The organism is Streptomyces sp. NPDC059371, from assembly GCF_042751995.1.
In the GTDB taxonomy this organism is placed as follows: domain Bacteria; phylum Actinomycetota; class Actinomycetes; order Streptomycetales; family Streptomycetaceae; genus Streptomyces.
Map to the genome: position 1 here is coordinate 119,097 of NZ_JBHYXD010000015.1, position 18,670 is coordinate 137,766.

The following is an 18,670-nucleotide window of genomic DNA, read 5'->3' on the forward strand; positions in this document are numbered from 1 at the left end:
TACGGCTACACATAGAGACAAGGGCCGGGACGCGTGCCCACGCGGCCCGGGACTGCCGAGGCCCCCGGGGGTGACGTCCCGCCGGGGGCCTCGCGCGTGCTGACTACCGGCTCAGTTGCCGTAGCCGCGGGTCTCGTGGTGCTTCTTCACCTCGTGGTGCTTCTTCTCCGCGTGGTGCTTCTTCTTGCCGTGGTGCTCCTTGTGGTGGCCACCGTCGTTCACGCAGGTGTTGCCGAACGCCGGGTTCAGCAGGCCGACGATGTCGATCGTGTTGCCGCACACATTGACCGGCACGTGGATCGGGGCCTGGATGACGTTGCCCGACAGGACACCGGGCGAGCCGACGGCCCCGCCCTGGGCGCCGGCGTCAGCCATGGCCATGCCGGCGCCGCTGAGGGCCACGGCACCCGTGCCCACGACGACTGCGGCGGCCTTCGCGATGCGAGACATCACGTTCTCCTTAGATTCGACGAGTGCGATGGCTCGGACGCGACCGCACTTCCCCTTCAACGCGTCCGTCCACACCTGGTCACGGGCGTTCCGCCAGGGGATCACTGATCGAACAGAGGCCTGACGGACGGCCGTTCGTCAGGCCCGGGGCGGCCGCACGACGGAGCGGGGACCTGATGGGGAATCAGGCGAGCGGCCGGACCGGGGGACCGGGCAGCGGAACGGGGGCAGCGGACCGGGCGGGTGCGGTCAGCCGAGCCGGCGCAGCGGTGTGCCCGCGAGGAACGCCTGGATGTTCTCGACGGCCGCCCCGTAGTACGTCTCGTAGTTGGAACGCGACACATAGCCGAGGTGCGGGGTGGCCAGCAGGCGGGGCGCCGAGCGCATCGGATGGCCGGCGGGCAGCGGCTCGGTGTCGAACACGTCGACGCCCGCTCCGGCGATACGCCCCGCGCGCAGCGCGGCCAGCAGGGCGTCCTGGTCGACGATCGCCGAGCGCGAGGTGTTGACGAGGTAGGCGGTGGGCTTGAGGAGGGCCAGCTCGGCGGCGCCGACGAGCCCGCGGGTGCGGTCGCCGAGCGCGAGGTGCACGGAGACGAAGTCGCTTTCCGCCAGCAGTTCCTCCTTGGAGGGCGCGAGCTCCACGCCGACCTCCTCGGCCCGCTCCGCGGTGAGGTTCTGGCTCCACGCGCCGACCCGCATGCCGAAGGCGAGCCCCACCTGGGCCACCCGGCCGCCGATCTTGCCCAGCCCGAGCAGGCCGAGCCGCCGGCCGTACAGATCGGCGCCGACGGTGCTCTGCCAGGGACCGCCCTCCCGCAGGGAATTGCTCTCCGGGACGATTCCCCGCGCGAGGCCGAGCAGCAGGGCCCAGGTCAGCTCGACGGGAGGCGTCGAGGAACTCGGCGTGCCGCACACGGTCACCCCGTGCGCCTCGGCGGCGGGGTAGTCGATCACCGTGTTGCGCATCCCCGAGGCGATCAGCAGTCTCAGTCGCGGCAGCCGCGTCAGCAAGGACGCGGGGAAGGGCACGCGTTCGCGCAGCGTGACGACGATGTCGAAGTCCGCCAGCGCGGCGGCCAGCGCGTCCTCGTCGTCGAAGTGCCGGTCGAAGCCGGTGACTTCCACGGTGTCCGCGACGGGCGCCCAGTCGGCGATCCGGGTCGCGACACTCTGATAGTCGTCCAGCACGGCACAGCGAAGACGCATTTCGGGTCCCTTCAGGCTCAGCCGGACCCTACCCGAGCGTTGCGTGGGGGAGCTCGGCGGATCACGACCGAGGGCCGCGGGGGGAAGCCGCGACGGTCACTCCCTCCCCATGGCAGTATCTGGGCACTATGAATGCGTCGCCGGCGGTACGGAGTCTGCGCGCCGCGGTGTTCGCCGTACTGTGCGTGCTGCTGGCCGCCGGGGGGCACGCGCTCGCCACCGGCCAGGCGCCGCCGCTCTACGCGGAAGGCGCGGGACTCCTCGCCGTCTTCGCCGCCGGCTGCGCGCTCGGAGGCCGCGAGCGTTCCCTGTCCGGGATAGGCGGCGCCATGCTCGTCGCCCAGGCCGGACTCCACCTCGGCTTCGAGGCCGCCCGGCCGCGCATGACGATGAGCATGCACGGGATGCACATGGCGCACCCGGCCGCCCACGCCCTGACCCCCCACGCCACGGCCGCGCATGTCGCGGCCGCTCTGCTGGCGACGTGGTGGCTGCGGCGCGGCGAGGCCGCCCTGTGGTCCCTGCTGCGCCGCGCCGTGACGTTCGTACCGGGGCTCGCCGCGTGGTGGAGGTCGAGGACGGGGCCGCCCCCGGCACGGCCGTACGAGGGTGTCACGGGCCGGACACCCGCCGAACCGTGGCCGCTCGGGCGGGCGCTGCTGCGTCACGCCGTCTCGCGCCGGGGACCGCCGGCAGGGCTCGTCCTCACGCCCTGACCACGTTTCCCCTCAGTACGGAGTTCCCCGGATGTCCCCGATCAGCACCACCCTGCGCCGCACCGGCGCCGTCCTCGCCCTCACCACCGCGGGCGTCCTGACCGCCGCGGGCGCCGCCTTCGCGCATGTCACGGTCCACCCCGAGAGCTACGCCAAGGGAGCCACGGACGGCCTCCTGAGCTTCCGCGTCCCCAACGAGGAGGACACCGCCAGCACCACCAAGGTGCAGATCTTCCTGCCCACCGATCACCCGGTCGTGGGTGTCCTGGTCACCCCGCAGGCGGGCTGGACCGCGAAGGCGACGACCGTGAAGCTGAAGAAGCCCGTCAAGACGGACGACGGCACGATCACGGACGCTGTCTCCGAGATCACCTGGACCGGCGGCCGGATCCGCCACGGCGAGTTCCAGGACTTCCAGGTCGCCTTCGGCCAGCTCCCGGACGACGTCGACCAGCTGACCTTCAAGACGCTCCAGACCTACTCGGACGGCAAGGTGGTCCGCTGGATCGAGCAGTCGCAGAAGGGCGAGGAGGAGCCGGAGAGCCCGGCTCCGGTGCTCGCCCTCACCGCCGAGGGCGCGGGAGAGGAGCCCGCCTCGGCCGGGACCGGTGCCTCCGGCTCCGACTCGTCGTCGTCCTCGTCGTCCTCTTCCTCGTCGTCGTCCTCGGGCGCCGAGGAATCGACCGCGAGCGCCAAGAGCAGTGACTCCACCGCACGCGCCCTGGGCACCGCGGGCCTGATCGTCGGAGTTCTCGGTCTGCTCGCGGCCGCGTTCGCCGTCGTACGCGTCCGGAACGCCCGCTCCTAGACCGCCGTTGTCGCCGCCCCGTCAACTCCCGTCGGCGGGGCGGCTGACCTCTGGGGTCGCCCCCGGCGTTGCGCGGCTCGTCCCTGTGGTCGGCCTCGGCGTTTCACGGTTCGACCCCGCGGGACGCCGAGGCCGGATCAGGCCGCCGGCCCGTCAGACCCGCGGCGGTGTCTCCTCGGACCCGCAGTGGTGTCGGCTCAGACCTTGGGCGGTGTCTGCTTCCTGCCGAGGAGCACCATCACGGCACCGCCGATCAAGACGAGGCCGATGGCCGCGCCCGCGATGACCGGAGTCAGTCCGGAGCCGCCGGTCTCGGCGAGGTCGGTGCCCCCGCTGGAGCCTCCCACCGACGCCGGGCTCGGCTCGCTGAGCGTCTGGGTCGAGATGTCGCTCGTAGTGCCCTGGGTCTTGCAGTCCAGCACGCCCTTGAACCGCTTCCCGCCGCCGTCCGTGCCGCCGCTGTCCGTGCCGCCGATCGTGAAGTCGTAGGCCTGGTCCTCCTGCAGCGGGATGATGAGGGTCTCGGATATTCCGGCCGCGACCGTGTGCTCGTCGCCCATCAGCTCGAACGTGAAGGGCGCGTCGCCCTTGTTCGCCACCGTGATGTCCACACCGCCCTTGGCGCAGTTCTTCTGGGCGGACAGGGCGGGTATCGCACCCTTGGCCGCCCAGTTCGCGCTCGCCGTCGCGGAGACGGTGGACTCGCTGGAGCCGGCGAGGATCTGCGTCTGGCTGCGGGTCTCCGAGGTGAAGGCACGGCCGACCGGCACGGTCGTAGAGGCCTGCACGGTGAGCGAGGTGGAACCGTCCGCGCCGTCCTCGGGCACGTCGAAGAAGAGCCGGCTGCCGTCCGTCGCGGAGTTGACCGACCTGCCGTCCTTGTCGACGACCTTCACTCCGGCGGCGGCGATGCCCATGGGCGGGGTCACCGTCACGCTGCCCGCGTTGGTGTGCACCGTGACCGGGCCGAGCCGCTCACCGGGGTGGCCGGACACCGCCGCCGGGGTGAGCGTCAGCGAGGCCTCGGGCTCCGGCAGGTCCCGCGCGTTCTTCTCCAGGTAGTCCGCGAGTTTCTCCGCCTGCGGGTCCGCGGCGTCCACATCGGCGCCGTCCGAGTACCGCCAGATCGCCACCTGGGTGCCGGCCGCCGCGTCCTGCTCTGTGAGACCGGTGACACCGGCCTTCCCGGCCAGCGCCGCCAGGTCGTTCACCTGCGGGTAGGAGTTCTCGAGGATCCAGCGGATCTTGCCCGCGTCCTTGTTGCCGCTCAGTGATGTGCCGTTCCAGGAGGTCTCCTGATACCGGGCGTCCCGCTGGGTCGGGTTGTGGAGGTCGACGCAGTAGGTCTGCAGCATGCCGCCGTTCTCGACGGTCATCTCGAACAGTCCGGCCGAGACCCAGGAGTCCTCGCCGTTCTCGTGAATGACCGCGGAACCGTACGTCTTCAGGTCGCCTATCGTGGCGCTCGCTCCGGCCTGGCTCTGCGGGATCTCGTCAGCGTCGGCCGTGCCGGCCGCGGCGACCGTCCCCGCGGCGGCGAGTCCCCACACCAAGGCCGCGGCGGCGAGACGGGCTGTCCCTCGCCCGCGTGCTGACAACACCGAGAACGCAGAAGACACAGAATTCCCCTTCGCGCAGGACCCTTTGACATGGGGGACGGTCCCGCCAGCAGAATCAGAAGCCCCGAGAGCTGTGTTCGGCATCCTAAGGAAGCGCCGCATCGCTCTTCCTGGTCATGTCGTCCGGCAACCGATCTGACTCGGAATCGTTATCGCGATCACTTCCGTGAGCTGCGCCTATCGACAAATCCACAAGGGCTGTTCGCCATGTATTTGTCGATAAGCCGCAGTTCGGTCAGATCGATCTCTCCGCTGACATCACGTCACCCCGGCTGGTTCCGGACGTGGTTGGGAAGCGCCCTCCGGCAGGGCGTCGGGAACCGATTCCCAACTGGGCTCGGGGCGCTGCGCCGCAGCCGGCTCGCCCTCCTTGGACGGACGCCGGAAGGCCGAGGTACCCCGTGAGAGGTCGTGGCCGATCGCCACCGCGTCGATGTCCGCCGACGTCCAGCTCTGCCCGTCGCGCGTCTCGGTGCGCACCTTCAGCCTGCCCTGCACGATGACCGGATCGCCCACCGAGACCGAGGCCCCCACGTTCGTCGCGAGCGCGCGATTGGCCCACACCGTGAAGAAGTTGGTGTGCCCGTCCGTCCACCCGTTCTTCTCGCGGTCCCAGTACCGCGAGGTCACCGCCAGCCGGAACCGCGCCGACGCGCCGTTCGCCAGGTCCCGGTACACGGGCCGTGTCGCCACGTTGCCCACCGCGCACACCATCGTCTCGTTCATCGTGAATCCCTCCCGTACGGATGCGTCTGCCGCGGGGACCGCATGCGCTGCGGTCGCCGCGAGATCAGACTGCCTCCGCCGGGCCGGGCCCGCTGGGCGCTGTGGGCCGACGGACGGTTGTGGAAATCCGCGTCACCCGACCGGGTCACCCCACTGCGTCACCCCACCGGGTCACCCGACCAGTTCACCGGACCAGTTCACCGGAGTCGGGCGCCCACCGTCGCCGTCCCAGCCGCCACGGTTCCGATGACCCGCCCGTACTGCTCGCGCACCTCGCGGTACCGCAGCAGCTCCGCCGCCACCGGATCCAGTACCCGGGCTCTGCCGCACGCGGCGGCCGCCTCGCGCAACCGTCTCTCCGCCTCCAGGCCGTAGCGCCGGGCCGGCCCACCGGCGGCCATTCTGCTGGCCCACTCCACGGCCGGACCGCCGACGATGCCCGACACCATCAGCAGCACCGGGACCCCGAGGTTCGGGGACATGACCCCGATGATCTGGCCCACCAACCAGAGCCCGCCGATGACCTGGACGATCGTCATCGCGGCCTGCGCCAGCACCGCGACGGGCCACCAGCCCGGCCGCGGCGGCCGTCCGGCCGGTGCCGTCGCGCGCGCCGCCATGTCGTCCAGCGCCTCGGGCAGCCCCTGCGCGCCCCGTACGGCCGCCTCACGCACCGCCTGCGCCCAGGGAGCGGGAAGCCCGTACGCGGCCCGTTCGGCGACCGTCCGTACCGCCTGTTCGACCCGCTGGCGGGCGGTGGCCTCCTCGTCCGCGGGAGCGCGCACGGGCAGCCGCCCGGTCGGGGGTTCGCGCCGCTCCAGATACCAGCGCCACAACCGCAGCCAGGGCGTGCCGCAGGCGCGGTTGGCGTTGCGACGCCAGGACCGCTCGGCGGCCTCGCCGGTCGCCACGGCGCCGACCGCGTCCGCGAGACGGTCCGCGAACTCGTCCCGCGCCTCCTCGCTCAGCCCGACCCGCCGTCCCGTCGCGTAGATGGGGCGCAGCCGTGCCGCGGCCGCGTCGAGATCGGCCGTGATCCGCCGTGCAGCGGCGCCCCGCTCCGCCACGAACTGGCCGAGACACTCGCGCAGTTCGGGGACCCCGGCGCCGGTGAGCGCGGACAGGGACAGGACGGTCGCGCCCGGTTCCCCGTACTCGCCGAGTGCGACGCCGTCCTCGTCCAGCAGCCGCCGCAGATCGTCGAGCACCTGGTCGGCGGCCTCGCCGGGGAGCCGGTCCACCTGGTTGAGGACCACGAAGGTGACCTCCGCGTGCCCGGCGAGCGGCCGCAGATAGCGCTCATGGAGGACGGCGTCCGCGTACTTCTCCGGATCCACCACCCAGATGACGGCGTCGACCAGCCGGAGGACCCGGTCCACCTGCTCGCGGTGCTGGACGGCCGCCGAGTCGTGGTCGGGCAGGTCGACCAGGACCAGGCCGCGGAGCTGTGCCTCCGCCTCCGCGCTCTGCAACGGGCGTCTGCGCAGCCGCCCGGGGATGCCGAGCCGGTCGATGAGGGTGGCCGCGCCGTCGCTCCAGGTGCAGGCGATGGGCGCCGAGGTGGTCGGCCTGCGGACGCCGGTCTCCGAGATCGCCACGCCCGCGAGCGCGTTGAAGAGCTGCGACTTGCCGCTGCCCGTGGCGCCGGCGATGGCGACGACGGTGTGCTCCCCGGAGAGCCTGCGGCGGGCGGCCGCCTCGTCCAGGACCCGGCCCGCCTCGGCGAGCGTTCCGCTGTCGAGGCGGGCGCGGGACAGGCCCACCAGTTCGCGGAGCGCGTCCAGGCGCGAGTGCAACGGCCCGTCGTACGCGAGGGGGGCGGGCACCGCCGGGACGGCGGCCTTGGCCTCCGCCGACGGCGTCTGGTACCGGGCCGCGGCCGCCTCCGTCACGCGCCGCGCGATGAGGCCGTCGTCCCAGACGGGGCCGTCCTCCGCGCGCGTCGGGTCGTCGCCATCCCCACGCGCGTGGGGCTCCGCTCCGGAGGCGTCATGAGAGGCGCCCTGCCCGGTCGTACCGTCGCCCCGCGCGGTCCGTCCGCCGCCGCCCGCCCGGTCGCCCCGCCCGGCTTCCCCGGCGGCCTCTCCGGCGCCTTCCAGGGACCGGGCCCCGGAATGGGCCGCACCGGCCGCACTGTCGTCCTGGCGGTTGTGCTGAGAGCTCCTGGTGGCCCCGGTCGACCTCTCGCGTTCGTCATGGCTGTCGCGGGCGTCGCGGGCGTCGCGGTTGTCACGGTCCGTGCGGCCGGGGTGCTCGTCGCCCGAGGTGCCCGAGGCGCCCGCCCGGGAAGGGGCGTCTTCGCGGGAGGTGGCGTTTTCGCCCACGCCGTCCCCGGACCGGTCCTCTGCGGGACGGCCGTCCTCCGGACGACCGCCTCCGGGGCGCCCGTCCCCAGTGCCTCCGTCTCCGGGCCCTCCGTCTCCGGGCCCTCCGTCTCCGGGACGTCCGTCACCGGGACGGTCGGCTTGATCCGTGTGGTCAGTGACGGCAGTCACCGCGGTCACCTCTCCTTCTGCAGTACGGACAGCGCGGCGATGAGTTCGGCCTGGGGTTCGGGATGGACGTCGAGCGCTTCGAGGGGCGCGAGCCGACGCTCGCGTTCGGTCTGCAGGGCCCTGTCGACGAGGTCGGTGAGCAGCCGGCCGCCCTTGTCGCGCAGCCGCAGCGCGCCGTGGGCCCCGATCCGCTCGGCCAGCCCCTCGCCCGCGCTGCGCGCCCTGCGGCCGCCCAGGAGCGCGGTGGCGACCAGCGCGGCCACCACCGCGGAGTCCGGCGCGACACTCTTGTCGAGGTCGCGCACCTCGTCCTCGGCGTACTCGTCCAGGACGCGCCGCCAGCGCCGTACGGCCAGACCGATCCGGTGCTCCGCGCTCTCCAGCGTCGGATCACGGTCCGTCAGCCCCTGAGCGCCCGAGGCCGGTTCACGGCGCCAGGCGTCGTCCACGCGTTCGTCGGCGGCCGTGACGGAACACAGCAGCAGGGCCGAGAGGCTCTCCACGAGCGCGTCCAGCAGTTCCTCGGCGGTGCAGTCGAGGGGATAGGCGCGCCAGCGCTTGAGGGCGTCCCCGGAGAGCACGGCCCCGGCCTGCAGACGCCCCTTCGCGCGGGCGTGCTCGCTGTCGTACGCCCCGTCGACCGCCGCGGTGAGCCGTGTCGCGGCGGCGTACTGCGCGGCGGTGGCACTGGCCAGTTCCGGCATCCGCGACCTCAGCGAGTCGAGGACACCGTGGGCCGTACGGGCCATGGCCCCGTGACGGGCTCCCGGGTCCTGGACCTGGTGTGTGAGCCACGTACGCAGCGGGGCGACGGCCGTGGCGGGGAGCAGACCGCCGCCCCAGGCGGACTCGGGCAGCTCGGGCACGGTGAAGCGGGGCGCCTCGCCGAGTCCCGCCTTGGTGAGCAGCGCGCCGTACTGCCGGGAGACCTCGGACACCACCTGGTGCGGTACCCGGTCCAGGACCGTGACCAGGGTCGCCTTCTGCTCCTTGGCGGTTCGCAGCAGATGCCAGGGCACGGCGTCCGCGTACCGCGCGGCCGTCGTGACCATCACCCAGATGTCGGCAGCGCAGATCAGTTCGGCGGCCAGCACCCGGTTCTCGGCCACCAGTGAGTCGACGTCGGGCGCGTCGAGGAGGGCGAGGCCGCGGGGGAGCGTGTCGGCGGTCTCGATCCGCAGCACCCGCTCGCCGCGTTCGGTGGCGGGGGGAAGATCGTCGCCGGGCTCCCGATGGGGCATCCACACACGCGTGAGCTGGGGCAGCACACGCATGCCGCTGAACCAGTGGTGGTCCTCCGGATGGCACACCAGTACCGGGGTGCGGGTCGTCGGGCGCAGTACGCCCGCTTCGCTGACCCGGCGCCCCACAAGGGAGTTGACGAGGGTGGACTTGCCGGCACCGGTGGACCCTCCGATGACGGCGAGAAGGGGTGCTTCGGGTTCTCTCAACCGGGGCACCAAATAGTCGTCGAGCTGTGCGAGCAGTTCGTCGCGGTTGGCACGCGCGCGTGGAGCCCCTGCCAGGGGCAGCGGAAAGCGTGCGGCGGCGACACGGTCGCGCAGGGCGGAAAGTGCGTCGAGCAGCTGAGGCCGTACGTCCAAGGTCACCACATGCGAAGAATGCCCAATTTTGGAGTCATTCTGAAGCATATGGGTATGTCTGCGCGCCGACAGGACACACGGGGCGGAAGGGATGACTGGGACGCAGGCATAACGAGTGCACAACACCCGATGCGCGAGACGCCAAAAGCGGTGCACGATTCGTACCCGCCTGCGATTATCAGGACCGCTTCACGCAACCTCCACATCGAGCCACGGAGGCGAAGCGCGAGGGACAGGGAGGCGGGAGCCCTATCCTTGTCCCCGGCAAGGTCACGGATCCGCCCACACCCGGGCACCAGGACACAGGCCGACACACCCGGGCACCAGGACACAGGCCGACACACCCGGCCCCCGTAGCTCAGTGGATAGAGCAGGCGCCTTCTAAGCGCTTGGCCGCAGGTTCGAGTCCTGCCGGGGGCGCCAGTCTCCGCCCTCCCGTTCGGGAGGGCTTTTTGCTGGTCAGGTCATGTTTCACTCGATACGGCGAGACCCCGAACACCTTCCCGATGATCAAGGGATGGGTCCGGGGTCGTACGGCTGTCACCGGGTTTTCGCGGGTGGCCCTGTCGAATACGTGTCGAAGTTTTCGGCGAGGAGCCTCAGTCCGTGTCGGGTGGCTCGGGAAGATCTCCCGCGGCTTCGAGGCGCCTTTTCAAGTCAGGGAGCTGTCCCTCGACGCATCGCGCGTAGGTCGCCAGGAGCACCGGGACGCTGTTGCCGGCCCAGTCCGCCACCTGGGCGGGTGGAATCCCGTCGTTGAGCCATTTGGTCAGGCGGGTGTGTCGGTTGTCGTAGACCCGCCTTCCCGTGGGCGAGTCGAAGACGTGCGGGGGCAGGACGGCCTTGCGTGCGCTGCGCCAGGCCCGCCGGATGACGGAACCGGCGAGGATGCCGCCCGTCTCCCCCTGGAACAGCAGATCCCCGGGCTTAAGCCGTTCGTCCTCGATGTGCTGCCGAAGAACGCGCGTCAGGGCGGGATGCCCAGGCGCGGTGCGGGTCTCGCCCTCGGCACGCCCCTTGAGATCGCGCTCCTCGTGGATCGCGCCGGTGTCGGTCCACTGCTTGCCGATCTCCGGGGTCGCCGTATGGATCAGCAGCTCGCACCACTGGTCAGCGGCATCGACGCCCGGGAGCGTGACGTCCTGTACCCGCATGGCCACCGCTTCCTCCGGCCGCAGACCGCAGTAGTACAGCGTGGCGAAGAACGCGTGCAGCCGCTTTCCCCCACGGGGCCGGCGCCGGATCCAGTCGAGGAGCGCCGCCGCCTGGTCCGCGTTCAGCAGGGACCGTTTGTCCACGGCGTTGCTGGTCTTGGTGACGGCCGTCGAGTCCTTTCCCTTGGGGAGCGGGGTTGGTCCGCAGGACGCGCCGCCGGACCGCGTGCTTCATGGCGACGTTGAGGATCCGGCGGTGCCGCTTCCTGGACCAGGCCGCAGCCTGCCTGCCGTCGAGCCGTGTGTCGACGGCGCGCAGGACCGCGTCGACCCTCTCCGTCTCCTCCCAGACCGAGACAGGCAGAGAGTTGCGCTCCACCCATCTGAGGATGGTCACCACGTCCCGCGGGGCGTCCGCACGGCGTGTCGCGTTGAACGCCCATTCGCGTAGCGCGGTCCGTACGGCCACCGGGTCGAACTGAGCCGGCTGGGCCCGCAGCAACGCGATGGTGACCGCCGTCAGGGTCTTGGCGGTGTTCTTACGGCTGTTGCCGCCGAGCTCCGGCCAGCGGGCATCCACGTACTCGACGGCGAACGCGTACCAGCTCATGGCGGCCGACTTGGAACGGTGGGACACCGGCAGCCCGGTGGCGATCACGAAGGTCTCACCCTTGCCCGTCGCCCGGATGAGTTCGGAGCGGAAGCCCTCGGCGAGCGCGACGGTGCCGAACGGCTCACGCCAGGGCTTGCCCGCCACCACCCAGCGCACGGTGTACGTGGTCTTCCGGGCGCCCTTGTACGTGAGGATCTTGTAGATCTTGACGTCGTACGTGGTCTCCATCAGGCGGCGTCCTCACGGTCGTCGAGCCAGTGGTCGAGATCGCTCCGCCGGATCCTGAGGTCGCCGTTCGGGAGCTTGATGCAGCGCGGCGCACGCCTCTTGGCGCGCCAGTCGTAGAAGGTCGAGCGCGACACGCTCAGTTCGTCACAGACCTCGGCGAGCGTGAGCATGTTGCGTGACCGGGTGGCCGTGGTCATGTCGTGCTCCCTTCGCCGAGCAGCGCTTCACGGGCTGTCTCGCGGTTGGCCTGGAGATCGTGCGCGATGGTCGCGGCGAGGGCCGCCTCTCCGGGGGTGTGGCCGTGGCCGGCGTACTGCCAGTCGGTCAGGACGAGGACGTTGTCCGGCTCGCGGTCGTCGAGGCCAAGGGCGGAGGCATCCTGCGCGGCGCGGTAGTCGGCGCGTTCCTGGCGGATGGCGCCGAGGGTGGTGGAGTACGTGCGCGACTTGGACGAGAAGTGCCCGCGGAAGCCGAGCATGTGCGCCCAGGCCCAGAGACGTCGGTCTGGGTATAGGGCGTCCAAGTCACGGCAGGCGGTGATGAGTCGGCGGGTGTGATCGGGCACGCCGTGACGGTCGAGTTCGGCGAGTTCGCCGATGCGGCGGTCCAGGGTCCCGGTGTTCTCCGCGGCCTTGGTGGCGTACTTGGCCACGTACGAGGCGACCGCCTGTTCGGTGATGTCGGTGCCGTCCCCGAAGGCCTTGACCGGCCGGACGTCGAGCTGTCTTCCCCATCGGAACGTCCGGGCGGGCTGGTCACCGGCAGCCGGAACCGAGACGGACGTGTACGAGTGCGCGACGGCGGCACGTACCGAGTCCGTGAGCAGGTCGACGGTGGCCCACGCGGGCGGCGGTGTTCCGGGCCCTTCGGGACCGTCGAGGCGTACGACGGCGTGGAAGTGGAGGGCGCCGCGCTTCTGGAACTCGGCGACCTTGCCGTACGAGACACGCAAGTGATTGGCGAGTTCACGGCGGGGCAGTCCGGCGCGAGCGGCGAGTTCGCGGCGCAGGCGGGTGGTGAAGCGCTGCCAGAGCTGTCCGGCGTGGTTGTTGAAGAGGACAGCGCCCGCGTAGTCGTAGGTCTCCGGATCGAGGGCGGTTCCTAGCTCCGGGGCGTCGGACGCGTGCCGGGCGCCGCACCGGCAGGGGCCGCCGTGGTCGGGCCGATTGTGGACCGGGCCGAACGAGGGGGCCGTGAGGGTGGCGAAGACCCGCGGGTGATCGCGGACGGTGGCGGGGATGTCCCGGCGGTCGTCCCCGGCGAGGCCGGCGCGGATCAGGTTGTAGGTGTCGCCCGCGTACGTCCAGGCGCAGGAGGGGCAGCGGGAGGCGCGGCGGTTGCCGCAGGCGAGGCGCAGGCGTCCGCCGGGTTCGTTCTCGGTGGAGTAGTGGTGCAGGGTCTCGCCGGTGGTCTTGTCCTTGCTGAGAGTCCAGCCGGTCAGGTGGATCGGGTCGGAGCAGCCGCCGGTGCGGCGGATCTGGTCCTCCCAGCGGGTGTAGTCGGAAGCCGAGGCCACCCGAAGGATGTCTCCGAGGGTGATCGGGTCGAGCGGTGGGGCGGACGTGGGCGCCTTCTGTGTCGGGGGTGAGGCCCGGTGGGCCATGCTGGGGGTTCCTTCCGGTTGCGAGATCGATCGGCGGGGACGGCTCCCGGGCGGCGGATGCTTGGCGGTATCGAGGCCGCCCGGGGGCCGGTCAGCGACGCTTGGCTTCGGAGGCGAGCAGGGAGCGCAGGACGACCGCGCAGACAGCGACCGATGCCCCCGTGATGGCGACCGCCAGGAGCAGCGAGACCAGGACGGCGCCGACGACCAGGACCACGGCCGTTCCGCCGCCGACGAGCGCGAGCGCGGTACCGGGGGTGAGCTGGACGACCGGGCGGGACGGCGCGGGGGCGACGGGGACCGGTTGCGGGACCGGGATGCCCGGGGTGATGGTGGTCGGCTGGACGACGGCGGGCGGGGTGATCAGGCCGGTGGGCTGCGGCATGGTCGGGAACTTGGGCCGGAGCATCGGCAGTTCTCCTTCGCGGTGCGCTACTTGACGGCGGTGTCGATGACGGGAGCCAGGACGCTGTCGGCGAGGAGGAATCCGCCGAGGAGGAGCACGGCGATGAGCCACCAGGGCGGGCGGATGAGCTTGACGCCGAGGTAGCCGACGGCGACCAGAGCGAGCCAGAGCGGGACCTGCACGGGGTGTCTCCTCAGCGGACGGTGCAGCGGTGGGTGCGGGCGGCGAGCTGGGCGGCGGTCTGGCTGGAGTAGTCGGCGGACCAGCCGCAGCGGTCGGCGGTGCAGACGGCGGCGTGCGTGGTGCGGCCGTTGCGGTCGCGGTGGGTGCCGATCTGCACCGGGCCGATCCGCATCAGGGAATGGAAGTTGTCGCGTGCGGGCATCGTGGATGCCTCATTCCTGGTCAGGTGAGGTGGGCGGCGATGGCGTCGGCAAGGTGGGACGGGACGCCGAGGCGGGAGCGGAGGGTGTCGGGATCGATCGGGGAGCCGGTGCGGGCGCGGTACTCGTCGGCGACCTTGCGGGCGTGATCGACGAGGACGGCGGGGACCGGGGGCACAGCGGCAGTGATGGCTTCTGGAGCGGGGACCGCAGCAGGCGCGGGCCTGGCTTCCGACAGGGGCTGTTCGACGTCCGGTGCTTCCACAGCGGGGGCCGGCGGAACCGTCTCCGCTTCCGATTCCGGTTCGGCAGCGGACGAGTGGGCGAGCAGGGTCCCGCCGAGGAAGGCGAGCGCGGGCCATCCGGCGATGCCGAGGCGGAGCGGGGCAGGCGGGTCGGCCAGGTCGAGGAATCCGGCGGTGGCGATGTTGGCGCCGAGCGAGGAGCAGGTCGACGCTGACGGGGTAGGCCCATGCCTTCCAACCGTTCTGCCCGGCAGCGGCGGCCAGGTCGTGCAGGTGGGCGAAGGACAGGGCACCGGCGATCACTGCCTGAATCAGGACCGCGTCGACCCGGAGGCCGTGACGGGCGCCCATCAGACGTCGCCCGGATAGGCGGGACCGTCGTCGGGGTCGTAGCCGTCCAGGAATACGCCGGGCGGCGGTTCGGGCAGCGAGGCGGCGAGGGACGGGTTGACGGCGTCCACGAAGTCGAGGTCGGCGCCGGCCGCGTCGGCGTAGAGGGCGAGTTGGCCGAGCAGGAGCACGGTGCGGGCGAAGTCCTCGCAGTTCGGGCACATGACGGGTCTCCCTTCTTTGGGCATGGCGGGGTAGGGACTTGGCGCGAAGGCGGTCGCGCCAACCGTGGGGGTGGGGCGGGGATCAGACGGTGACCGAGGACGCCTTGACCAGCGGCACGGCCTCGGTGGCGGTGCTGGGGAGCGCGGGCCGGAACGGGGCCAGCTCGGGCAGGTCCGGGGTCCGGTCGGCGTGCCGGTTGCAGATGTTCACCGCCTGGCGGAGCGAGGTGTGCGGGGCACGGATGCGGTGCCATCCGCCGGAGGAGTCACCCGCGATGGCGATGCCCCGTGTCTCGGCCGGGATCTGGATCGCAGCGAGGACGGCGTCCGGGGAGATGTCGCCGAAGGCCATGTTGGCCGAGGTCTCGTCGTTGACGCGATGGGCTGTGCGGCCGGTGAGCTGGGCGCGAAGCATGGTGATGCCCTTGCCGAGTTCGGAGCCGAAGCGCTGCCCGCAGATCTCCAGGTAGATGCCGGCCGCGCGGCCGAGCTGGGCGAGGCGGACCATGGCGGTGATGATGCGGTCGCGGCGCTTCTCCTCGTCCTTGCTTGCGTACAGGGCGAGTTCGGCGACCTCGTCGACCAGGACCACGACCGGGACCGGGCGGAGGCCGTCGGGCAGGTCCCAGATGTCGGAGGCGATCTCCGCGTCCGGGACGTCGGAGGTGATCCGCTGCTGGGACCGGATGAGCTGATAGACGTGCCCCATCCGGACCACAAGCGCTTCGAGCACTTCCGCGGCGGTGTCGGGATCGTCGGCCAGCGCCGAGAACCGGCGGGCCAGCGGGAACAGTTCGACCCCCTGCTTGCAGTCGATACCGACGAGGGCGACGTCCATCGGGGCGAGTCCCGCGACCAGGTTGCGCTGGTACACGGACTTGCCGGACTCCGTGGCGCCGAGGGTGAGGGCATGGGGCACGGCCCGGTAGTCGCGGTAGTGCACTGCCCCGTCCTCCCGCAGGGCGACCGGTACCCGCATCGGCCGGCGGTCGGTCTCGGTCGGCATCTGCACTCGCTTGAGCACGTCGTAACCGGTCATCCGCACCTCGACGACGCCGGAGCGCAGCTCACGCGAGGTAACGCCGTACATCGAGAACGAGTGCCGGAGCCGGTCCGAGGCGGCGGCGACGTCGAAGGCGTCCTGCCCGGGGCGGAGTTTGAGTCTCAGGACCAGGCCGGTACGGGTCGGCCGCAGCCGCAAGATGCGCGGCGGACGCGGCTCCGGCATCGGCCGGTTGGCGGCACGGGCCAGCGTCAGCCGCCAGCGCGAGGGCGGGACGGTCAGCCCGCATGCGTCCATGACCGAGCCGTAGCGGACCAGGACCCGTAACACGGCCAGCGTGACCCCGAAGGTCAACCAGTACCAGGCGGGACGCCGCCACCGCAGGAGACCCACGGCAGCGACGACCAGCACCAGAACGACCATGAAGTCGGCCACGATCAGGCCGCCTTGGACCCTGCGGCAGCACCGACGAGCGAGGTGACCGCGACCGCACGGAACGCGATCCCGTGCCGCCTCTGACCGTTGAAGTCGTTCTCCCAGGGCCGGGCGATCAGACCCGTGAGCGCGACCGGCGTGCCCATGGCCAGCTCACCGGAGATGCCCGGCTCCGGCACGGTGATGGACAGGATTTCCACCTCCTCGTTCGCCGCGAACATCACGTCCACGGTCATCAGCCTTGCCCCGGTCTCGGTGTCGGTGGCGATCTCACCGGTACGGCGGTCACGCACCTTGACCTGAGGGGACTTGGCGACCATCACGACCGCACCGGAGGTGTCGACGGGAATCTGACGCACAGAACTCACTCCTCTATAGATGCTGGACTCCGTCACTCATGTATAGGAGTGACAGGAAGAAGAGTGCCCCACTCCTGTACATGAGTCAACCCGCCACGAAGAAGAACTCGTGGCGGGCTGCGGGATGCTGAGTGGGCGTCAGTCCTCGGCGGGGATCCGGTACTCGAAGACGAACTGGTCAGCGGCCATGAGGGTGTCGCACACCTCGACCACGAGACCCGCGGTCGTACGGGCCTCACGGATCAGGTGGACCACCGGTGCACCCGGGCTCAGCGCCAACTCCGAAGCCTCCGCCTTGGAGGCCGGCCGCGCCTGCACCGTCTCGACGAACTCGGCGAACTCATGCCCGTGGTCTTCGAGTCGGGCGTAGATGCCACCGCCGCCGGGATTCTCGGCGAACAGCTCGGGGATGTCCTTCACGACGTCCCAGGGCAGGTAGGACGTGGCGGTCTCGACCGGCGTGCCGTTGCGGAAGTAGAGACGCCGACGGGCCAACACCTGTGTGCCGACGGGGACGCCCATACGTCCGGCGGCATCCTCGGGCGCCTCCAGGGGACCGACGTAGAGGACGCTGACCTTGGCGGTGGCACCGGACTGCGCGGACTCCGCGAGGTAGGCCGCCTGTCCTCCCCGCCGCAGCGAACGCCGGAAGCGATCTGAGGAACGGTGCCGCACCGGAGGCCGGTCCTTCACGATCGAACCCTTGCCGTGCCGGGTCTCGACCAGCCCACTCGCCCGCACCTCGACCATGGCCTTACGAATCGTCCCGCCGGCGACGCCGTAGCGCTCCACCAGCTCCGATTCACTCGGCACCATGTCACCGGGCTTCAGAACCCCCGCCCGGATCTGCCGCACGATCTCGTCCGCGATCTGTACGTACCGAGGCCCGGAACCGACCCCTCCCGCCGCAGTTCCCATAGTCCTTCCCTGCCTCCTATGCTCCTTTACATGAGTCAATCACAGGAAGCGACAGCCTCCCCCCTGCACTCCGTGTCCGTAGCCGGAGTAGTGGTGCGCGAGGACGGCCGCCTCCTGGCGATCCGCCGAGCCGACAACGGCGCCTGGGAGCTCCCGGGCGGCATCCTCGAACTCGACGAGACCCCCGAGGCCGGCGTCGCCCGCGAGGTCCTGGAGGAGACCGGTATCCACGTCGAGGTGGACGAACTCACCGGCGTCTACAAGAACATGACCCGCGGAGTCGTCGCCCTGGTCTTCCGCTGCAAGCCCTCGGGCGGCACCGAACGCACCTCCAGCGAGTCCCTGGCGGTCTCATGGCTCACACCGGACGAGGTCAGCGAGCGCATGTCCGAGGCCTTCGCTGTGAGACTCCTGGACGCCTTGGACGGCAACGGTCCTCACGTACGAAGCCATGACGGTCGGAATCTCATCAGCGAGAACGCGTGACAAACAAGCTGCCGGTCGAGAACGCGGGCGACACGGACGTCTGCCTGTTCATCGAGCCGTACGGCGAGGACTTCTGGATGAAGCCCGGAGACGCCTTCGAGGTCGTGCCCCTGAGCGACAGCAACGTGCAGTTCTCAATAGCCGTCTCCAAGGACCTCTTCACCGTGTGGCTCTACGAGGACGGCGACCCCTACAACGTGCTACTCGACTACGACGTGGTCGGGACCGACGGCAAGAAGCTGGCGTGCGGACACCAAAGACCAACCGACGCCAGCAGCAAGGCGCCGCAGAACTCTGACCTCCCCGACATGACCACCCCAGCGGGGTAAGACTTTCTCTCCTTCATCAAGTGCCCGCGCGAGCGCGGGCTGGCCCCTGGGGCCCGACCCCTCTGCGCCTTCGGCGCCGGGGTCTGGCCCCATGGGCCGCAGCGAGCTACGGCCCATGGGTAGAGACCTGGGTATGGAGTGCCCCGGTCAGAACATTGCCTCCGGCGGGGGCGCTCAGGCTCCGAGATGGCGGGGGCGCCGTTCGCGGGTGCCTGCGAAATGTGGCGTGCGTGGGGTGCTCCCATCCCGTCTGCCGTCGACCCAGGCAGAGCCGAGCAGTCGCGGCCCAGGGCGTCAAGGTCGTTCGTCCGGCAGGGCGCTCCACCT

The 18,670-nt window shown here is 71.1% G+C and carries 21 protein-coding genes, 1 tRNA gene and 1 pseudogene; 5 read left to right on the plus strand and 18 right to left on the minus strand.

The window, feature by feature from the left end:
* Positions 1-111 precede the first annotated feature (111 nt).
* The gene (locus ACFXGX_RS11930) at positions 112-450 is read right to left on the minus strand and encodes a chaplin (protein ID WP_384788465.1); all 339 of its coding nucleotides are present in this window, start codon (positions 448-450) and stop codon (positions 112-114) included.
* A gap of 249 nt (positions 451-699) precedes the next feature.
* Positions 700-1,659, minus strand: coding sequence for a D-2-hydroxyacid dehydrogenase family protein (locus ACFXGX_RS11935; RefSeq protein WP_384788468.1), 960 nt, complete (start codon positions 1,657-1,659; stop codon positions 700-702).
* Between the two features lie 128 nt (positions 1,660-1,787).
* On the opposite strand from ACFXGX_RS11935, the gene ACFXGX_RS11940 reads away from it, so the two are divergent.
* Together ACFXGX_RS11940 and ACFXGX_RS11945 are read left to right on the plus strand one after the other, a co-directional pair.
* The gene (locus tag ACFXGX_RS11940; RefSeq protein ID WP_384788471.1) at positions 1,788-2,375 is read left to right on the plus strand and encodes a hypothetical protein; all 588 of its coding nucleotides are present in this window, start codon (positions 1,788-1,790) and stop codon (positions 2,373-2,375) included.
* A gap of 31 nt (positions 2,376-2,406) precedes the next feature.
* Entirely contained in the window at positions 2,407-3,183 is a 777-nt protein-coding gene (locus ACFXGX_RS11945; RefSeq protein WP_384788474.1) for a YcnI family protein, read from the plus strand.
* A 197-nt stretch (positions 3,184-3,380) separates the two neighbouring features.
* On the opposite strand, the gene ACFXGX_RS11950 is transcribed toward ACFXGX_RS11945, so the two are convergent.
* The 4 genes from ACFXGX_RS11950 to ACFXGX_RS11965 form a co-directional block, all read right to left on the minus strand.
* A complete protein-coding gene (locus ACFXGX_RS11950; RefSeq protein WP_384788477.1) occupies positions 3,381-4,802 on the minus strand; it encodes a Cys-Gln thioester bond-forming surface protein in 1,422 nt (473 codons plus the stop codon).
* A 258-nt stretch (positions 4,803-5,060) separates the two neighbouring features.
* Positions 5,061-5,528 carry a single-stranded DNA-binding protein gene (locus ACFXGX_RS11955; RefSeq protein ID WP_384788480.1) on the minus strand — a complete coding sequence of 156 codons (468 nt, stop codon included), beginning with the start codon at positions 5,526-5,528 and terminating at the stop codon, positions 5,061-5,063.
* A gap of 197 nt (positions 5,529-5,725) precedes the next feature.
* A complete protein-coding gene (locus ACFXGX_RS11960) occupies positions 5,726-8,032 on the minus strand; it encodes a GTPase (RefSeq protein ID WP_384788482.1) in 2,307 nt (768 codons plus the stop codon).
* Entirely contained in the window at positions 8,029-9,675 is a 1,647-nt protein-coding gene (locus ACFXGX_RS11965) for a dynamin family protein (RefSeq protein ID WP_384788485.1), read from the minus strand. The genes ACFXGX_RS11960 and ACFXGX_RS11965 overlap by 4 nt, the downstream gene beginning before the upstream one ends.
* Before the next feature lie 299 nt (positions 9,676-9,974).
* On the opposite strand from ACFXGX_RS11965, the gene ACFXGX_RS11970 reads away from it, so the two are divergent.
* Positions 9,975-10,050 (plus strand) — tRNA-Arg (locus ACFXGX_RS11970).
* Positions 10,051-10,226: 176 nt separating this feature from the next.
* Here ACFXGX_RS11970 and ACFXGX_RS11975 read toward each other — a convergent pair.
* The 12 genes and pseudogenes from ACFXGX_RS11975 to ACFXGX_RS12030 form a co-directional block, all read right to left on the minus strand.
* Positions 10,227-10,781 carry a hypothetical protein gene (locus ACFXGX_RS11975; protein WP_384788488.1) on the minus strand — a complete coding sequence of 185 codons (555 nt, stop codon included), beginning with the start codon at positions 10,779-10,781 and terminating at the stop codon, positions 10,227-10,229.
* The gene (locus ACFXGX_RS11980) at positions 10,738-11,622 is read right to left on the minus strand and encodes a hypothetical protein (RefSeq protein WP_384788491.1); all 885 of its coding nucleotides are present in this window, start codon (positions 11,620-11,622) and stop codon (positions 10,738-10,740) included. Before ACFXGX_RS11980 ends, ACFXGX_RS11975 begins: the two co-directional genes overlap by 44 nt.
* Complete coding sequence (locus ACFXGX_RS11985; protein ID WP_384788494.1) at positions 11,622-11,819, minus strand: helix-turn-helix transcriptional regulator; 198 nt, start codon at positions 11,817-11,819, stop codon at positions 11,622-11,624. The genes ACFXGX_RS11980 and ACFXGX_RS11985 overlap by 1 nt, the downstream gene beginning before the upstream one ends.
* Positions 11,816-13,225, minus strand: coding sequence for a replication initiator protein RepSA (gene repSA, locus ACFXGX_RS11990; protein ID WP_384788497.1), 1,410 nt, complete (start codon positions 13,223-13,225; stop codon positions 11,816-11,818). Before repSA ends, ACFXGX_RS11985 begins: the two co-directional genes overlap by 4 nt.
* 91 nt (positions 13,226-13,316) lie before the next feature.
* A complete protein-coding gene (locus ACFXGX_RS11995; RefSeq protein ID WP_384788500.1) occupies positions 13,317-13,634 on the minus strand; it encodes a SpdD-like protein in 318 nt (105 codons plus the stop codon).
* 23 nt (positions 13,635-13,657) lie between these two features.
* Entirely contained in the window at positions 13,658-13,813 is a 156-nt protein-coding gene (locus tag ACFXGX_RS12000; RefSeq protein WP_384788503.1) for a hypothetical protein, read from the minus strand.
* Positions 13,814-13,824: 11 nt separating this feature from the next.
* Positions 13,825-14,016, minus strand: a complete 192-nt coding sequence (locus tag ACFXGX_RS12005; protein WP_326785254.1) for a mobile element transfer protein — start codon at positions 14,014-14,016, stop codon at positions 13,825-13,827.
* Between the two features lie 20 nt (positions 14,017-14,036).
* Positions 14,037-14,610 (minus strand): annotated as a pseudogene (locus ACFXGX_RS12010) (DUF2637 domain-containing protein).
* A complete protein-coding gene (locus tag ACFXGX_RS12015) occupies positions 14,610-14,813 on the minus strand; it encodes a hypothetical protein (RefSeq protein ID WP_384788506.1) in 204 nt (67 codons plus the stop codon). Before ACFXGX_RS12015 ends, ACFXGX_RS12010 begins: the two are co-directional and overlap by 1 nt.
* A gap of 82 nt (positions 14,814-14,895) precedes the next feature.
* Positions 14,896-16,239 carry an FtsK/SpoIIIE domain-containing protein gene (locus ACFXGX_RS12020; protein ID WP_384788542.1) on the minus strand — a complete coding sequence of 448 codons (1,344 nt, stop codon included), beginning with the start codon at positions 16,237-16,239 and terminating at the stop codon, positions 14,896-14,898.
* A gap of 14 nt (positions 16,240-16,253) precedes the next feature.
* A complete protein-coding gene (locus ACFXGX_RS12025) occupies positions 16,254-16,610 on the minus strand; it encodes a hypothetical protein (protein ID WP_266614483.1) in 357 nt (118 codons plus the stop codon).
* A gap of 138 nt (positions 16,611-16,748) precedes the next feature.
* The gene (locus tag ACFXGX_RS12030; protein WP_384788509.1) at positions 16,749-17,528 is read right to left on the minus strand and encodes a GntR family transcriptional regulator; all 780 of its coding nucleotides are present in this window, start codon (positions 17,526-17,528) and stop codon (positions 16,749-16,751) included.
* 18 nt (positions 17,529-17,546) lie between these two features.
* Here ACFXGX_RS12030 and ACFXGX_RS12035 point away from each other — a divergent pair, with 18 nt between their 5' ends.
* Positions 17,547-18,014, plus strand: coding sequence for an NUDIX hydrolase (locus ACFXGX_RS12035; protein WP_384788512.1), 468 nt, complete (start codon positions 17,547-17,549; stop codon positions 18,012-18,014).
* Positions 18,011-18,343, plus strand: a complete 333-nt coding sequence (locus ACFXGX_RS12040; protein WP_384788515.1) for a hypothetical protein — start codon at positions 18,011-18,013, stop codon at positions 18,341-18,343. The genes ACFXGX_RS12035 and ACFXGX_RS12040 overlap by 4 nt, the downstream gene beginning before the upstream one ends.
* Positions 18,344-18,670: the final 327 nt, after the last annotated feature.

What these genes read in the sequence shown, in the direction of transcription:
- ACFXGX_RS11930 (WP_384788465.1), bottom strand. Translation starts at nt 450, where the DNA reads ATGTCTCGCATCGCGAAGGCCGCCGCAGTCGTCGTGGGCACGGGTGCC.
- ACFXGX_RS11935 (WP_384788468.1), bottom strand. Translation starts at nt 1,659, where the DNA reads ATGCGTCTTCGCTGTGCCGTGCTGGACGACTATCAGAGTGTCGCGACC.
- ACFXGX_RS11940 (WP_384788471.1), top strand. Translation starts at nt 1,788, where the DNA reads ATGAATGCGTCGCCGGCGGTACGGAGTCTGCGCGCCGCGGTGTTCGCC.
- ACFXGX_RS11945 (WP_384788474.1), top strand. Translation starts at nt 2,407, where the DNA reads ATGTCCCCGATCAGCACCACCCTGCGCCGCACCGGCGCCGTCCTCGCC.
- ACFXGX_RS11955 (WP_384788480.1), bottom strand. Translation starts at nt 5,528, where the DNA reads ATGAACGAGACGATGGTGTGCGCGGTGGGCAACGTGGCGACACGGCCC.
- ACFXGX_RS11965 (WP_384788485.1), bottom strand. Translation starts at nt 9,675, where the DNA reads ATGCTTCAGAATGACTCCAAAATTGGGCATTCTTCGCATGTGGTGACC.
- ACFXGX_RS11975 (WP_384788488.1), bottom strand. Translation starts at nt 10,781, where the DNA reads ATGCGGGTACAGGACGTCACGCTCCCGGGCGTCGATGCCGCTGACCAG.
- ACFXGX_RS11980 (WP_384788491.1), bottom strand. Translation starts at nt 11,622, where the DNA reads ATGGAGACCACGTACGACGTCAAGATCTACAAGATCCTCACGTACAAG.
- ACFXGX_RS11985 (WP_384788494.1), bottom strand. Translation starts at nt 11,819, where the DNA reads ATGACCACGGCCACCCGGTCACGCAACATGCTCACGCTCGCCGAGGTC.
- repSA (WP_384788497.1), bottom strand. Translation starts at nt 13,225, where the DNA reads ATGGCCCACCGGGCCTCACCCCCGACACAGAAGGCGCCCACGTCCGCC.
- ACFXGX_RS11995 (WP_384788500.1), bottom strand. Translation starts at nt 13,634, where the DNA reads ATGCTCCGGCCCAAGTTCCCGACCATGCCGCAGCCCACCGGCCTGATC.
- ACFXGX_RS12005 (WP_326785254.1), bottom strand. Translation starts at nt 14,016, where the DNA reads ATGCCCGCACGCGACAACTTCCATTCCCTGATGCGGATCGGCCCGGTG.
- ACFXGX_RS12015 (WP_384788506.1), bottom strand. Translation starts at nt 14,813, where the DNA reads ATGTGCCCGAACTGCGAGGACTTCGCCCGCACCGTGCTCCTGCTCGGC.
- ACFXGX_RS12020 (WP_384788542.1), bottom strand. Translation starts at nt 16,239, where the DNA reads ATGGTCGTTCTGGTGCTGGTCGTCGCTGCCGTGGGTCTCCTGCGGTGG.
- ACFXGX_RS12030 (WP_384788509.1), bottom strand. Translation starts at nt 17,528, where the DNA reads ATGGGAACTGCGGCGGGAGGGGTCGGTTCCGGGCCTCGGTACGTACAG.
- ACFXGX_RS12035 (WP_384788512.1), top strand. Translation starts at nt 17,547, where the DNA reads ATGCTCCTTTACATGAGTCAATCACAGGAAGCGACAGCCTCCCCCCTG.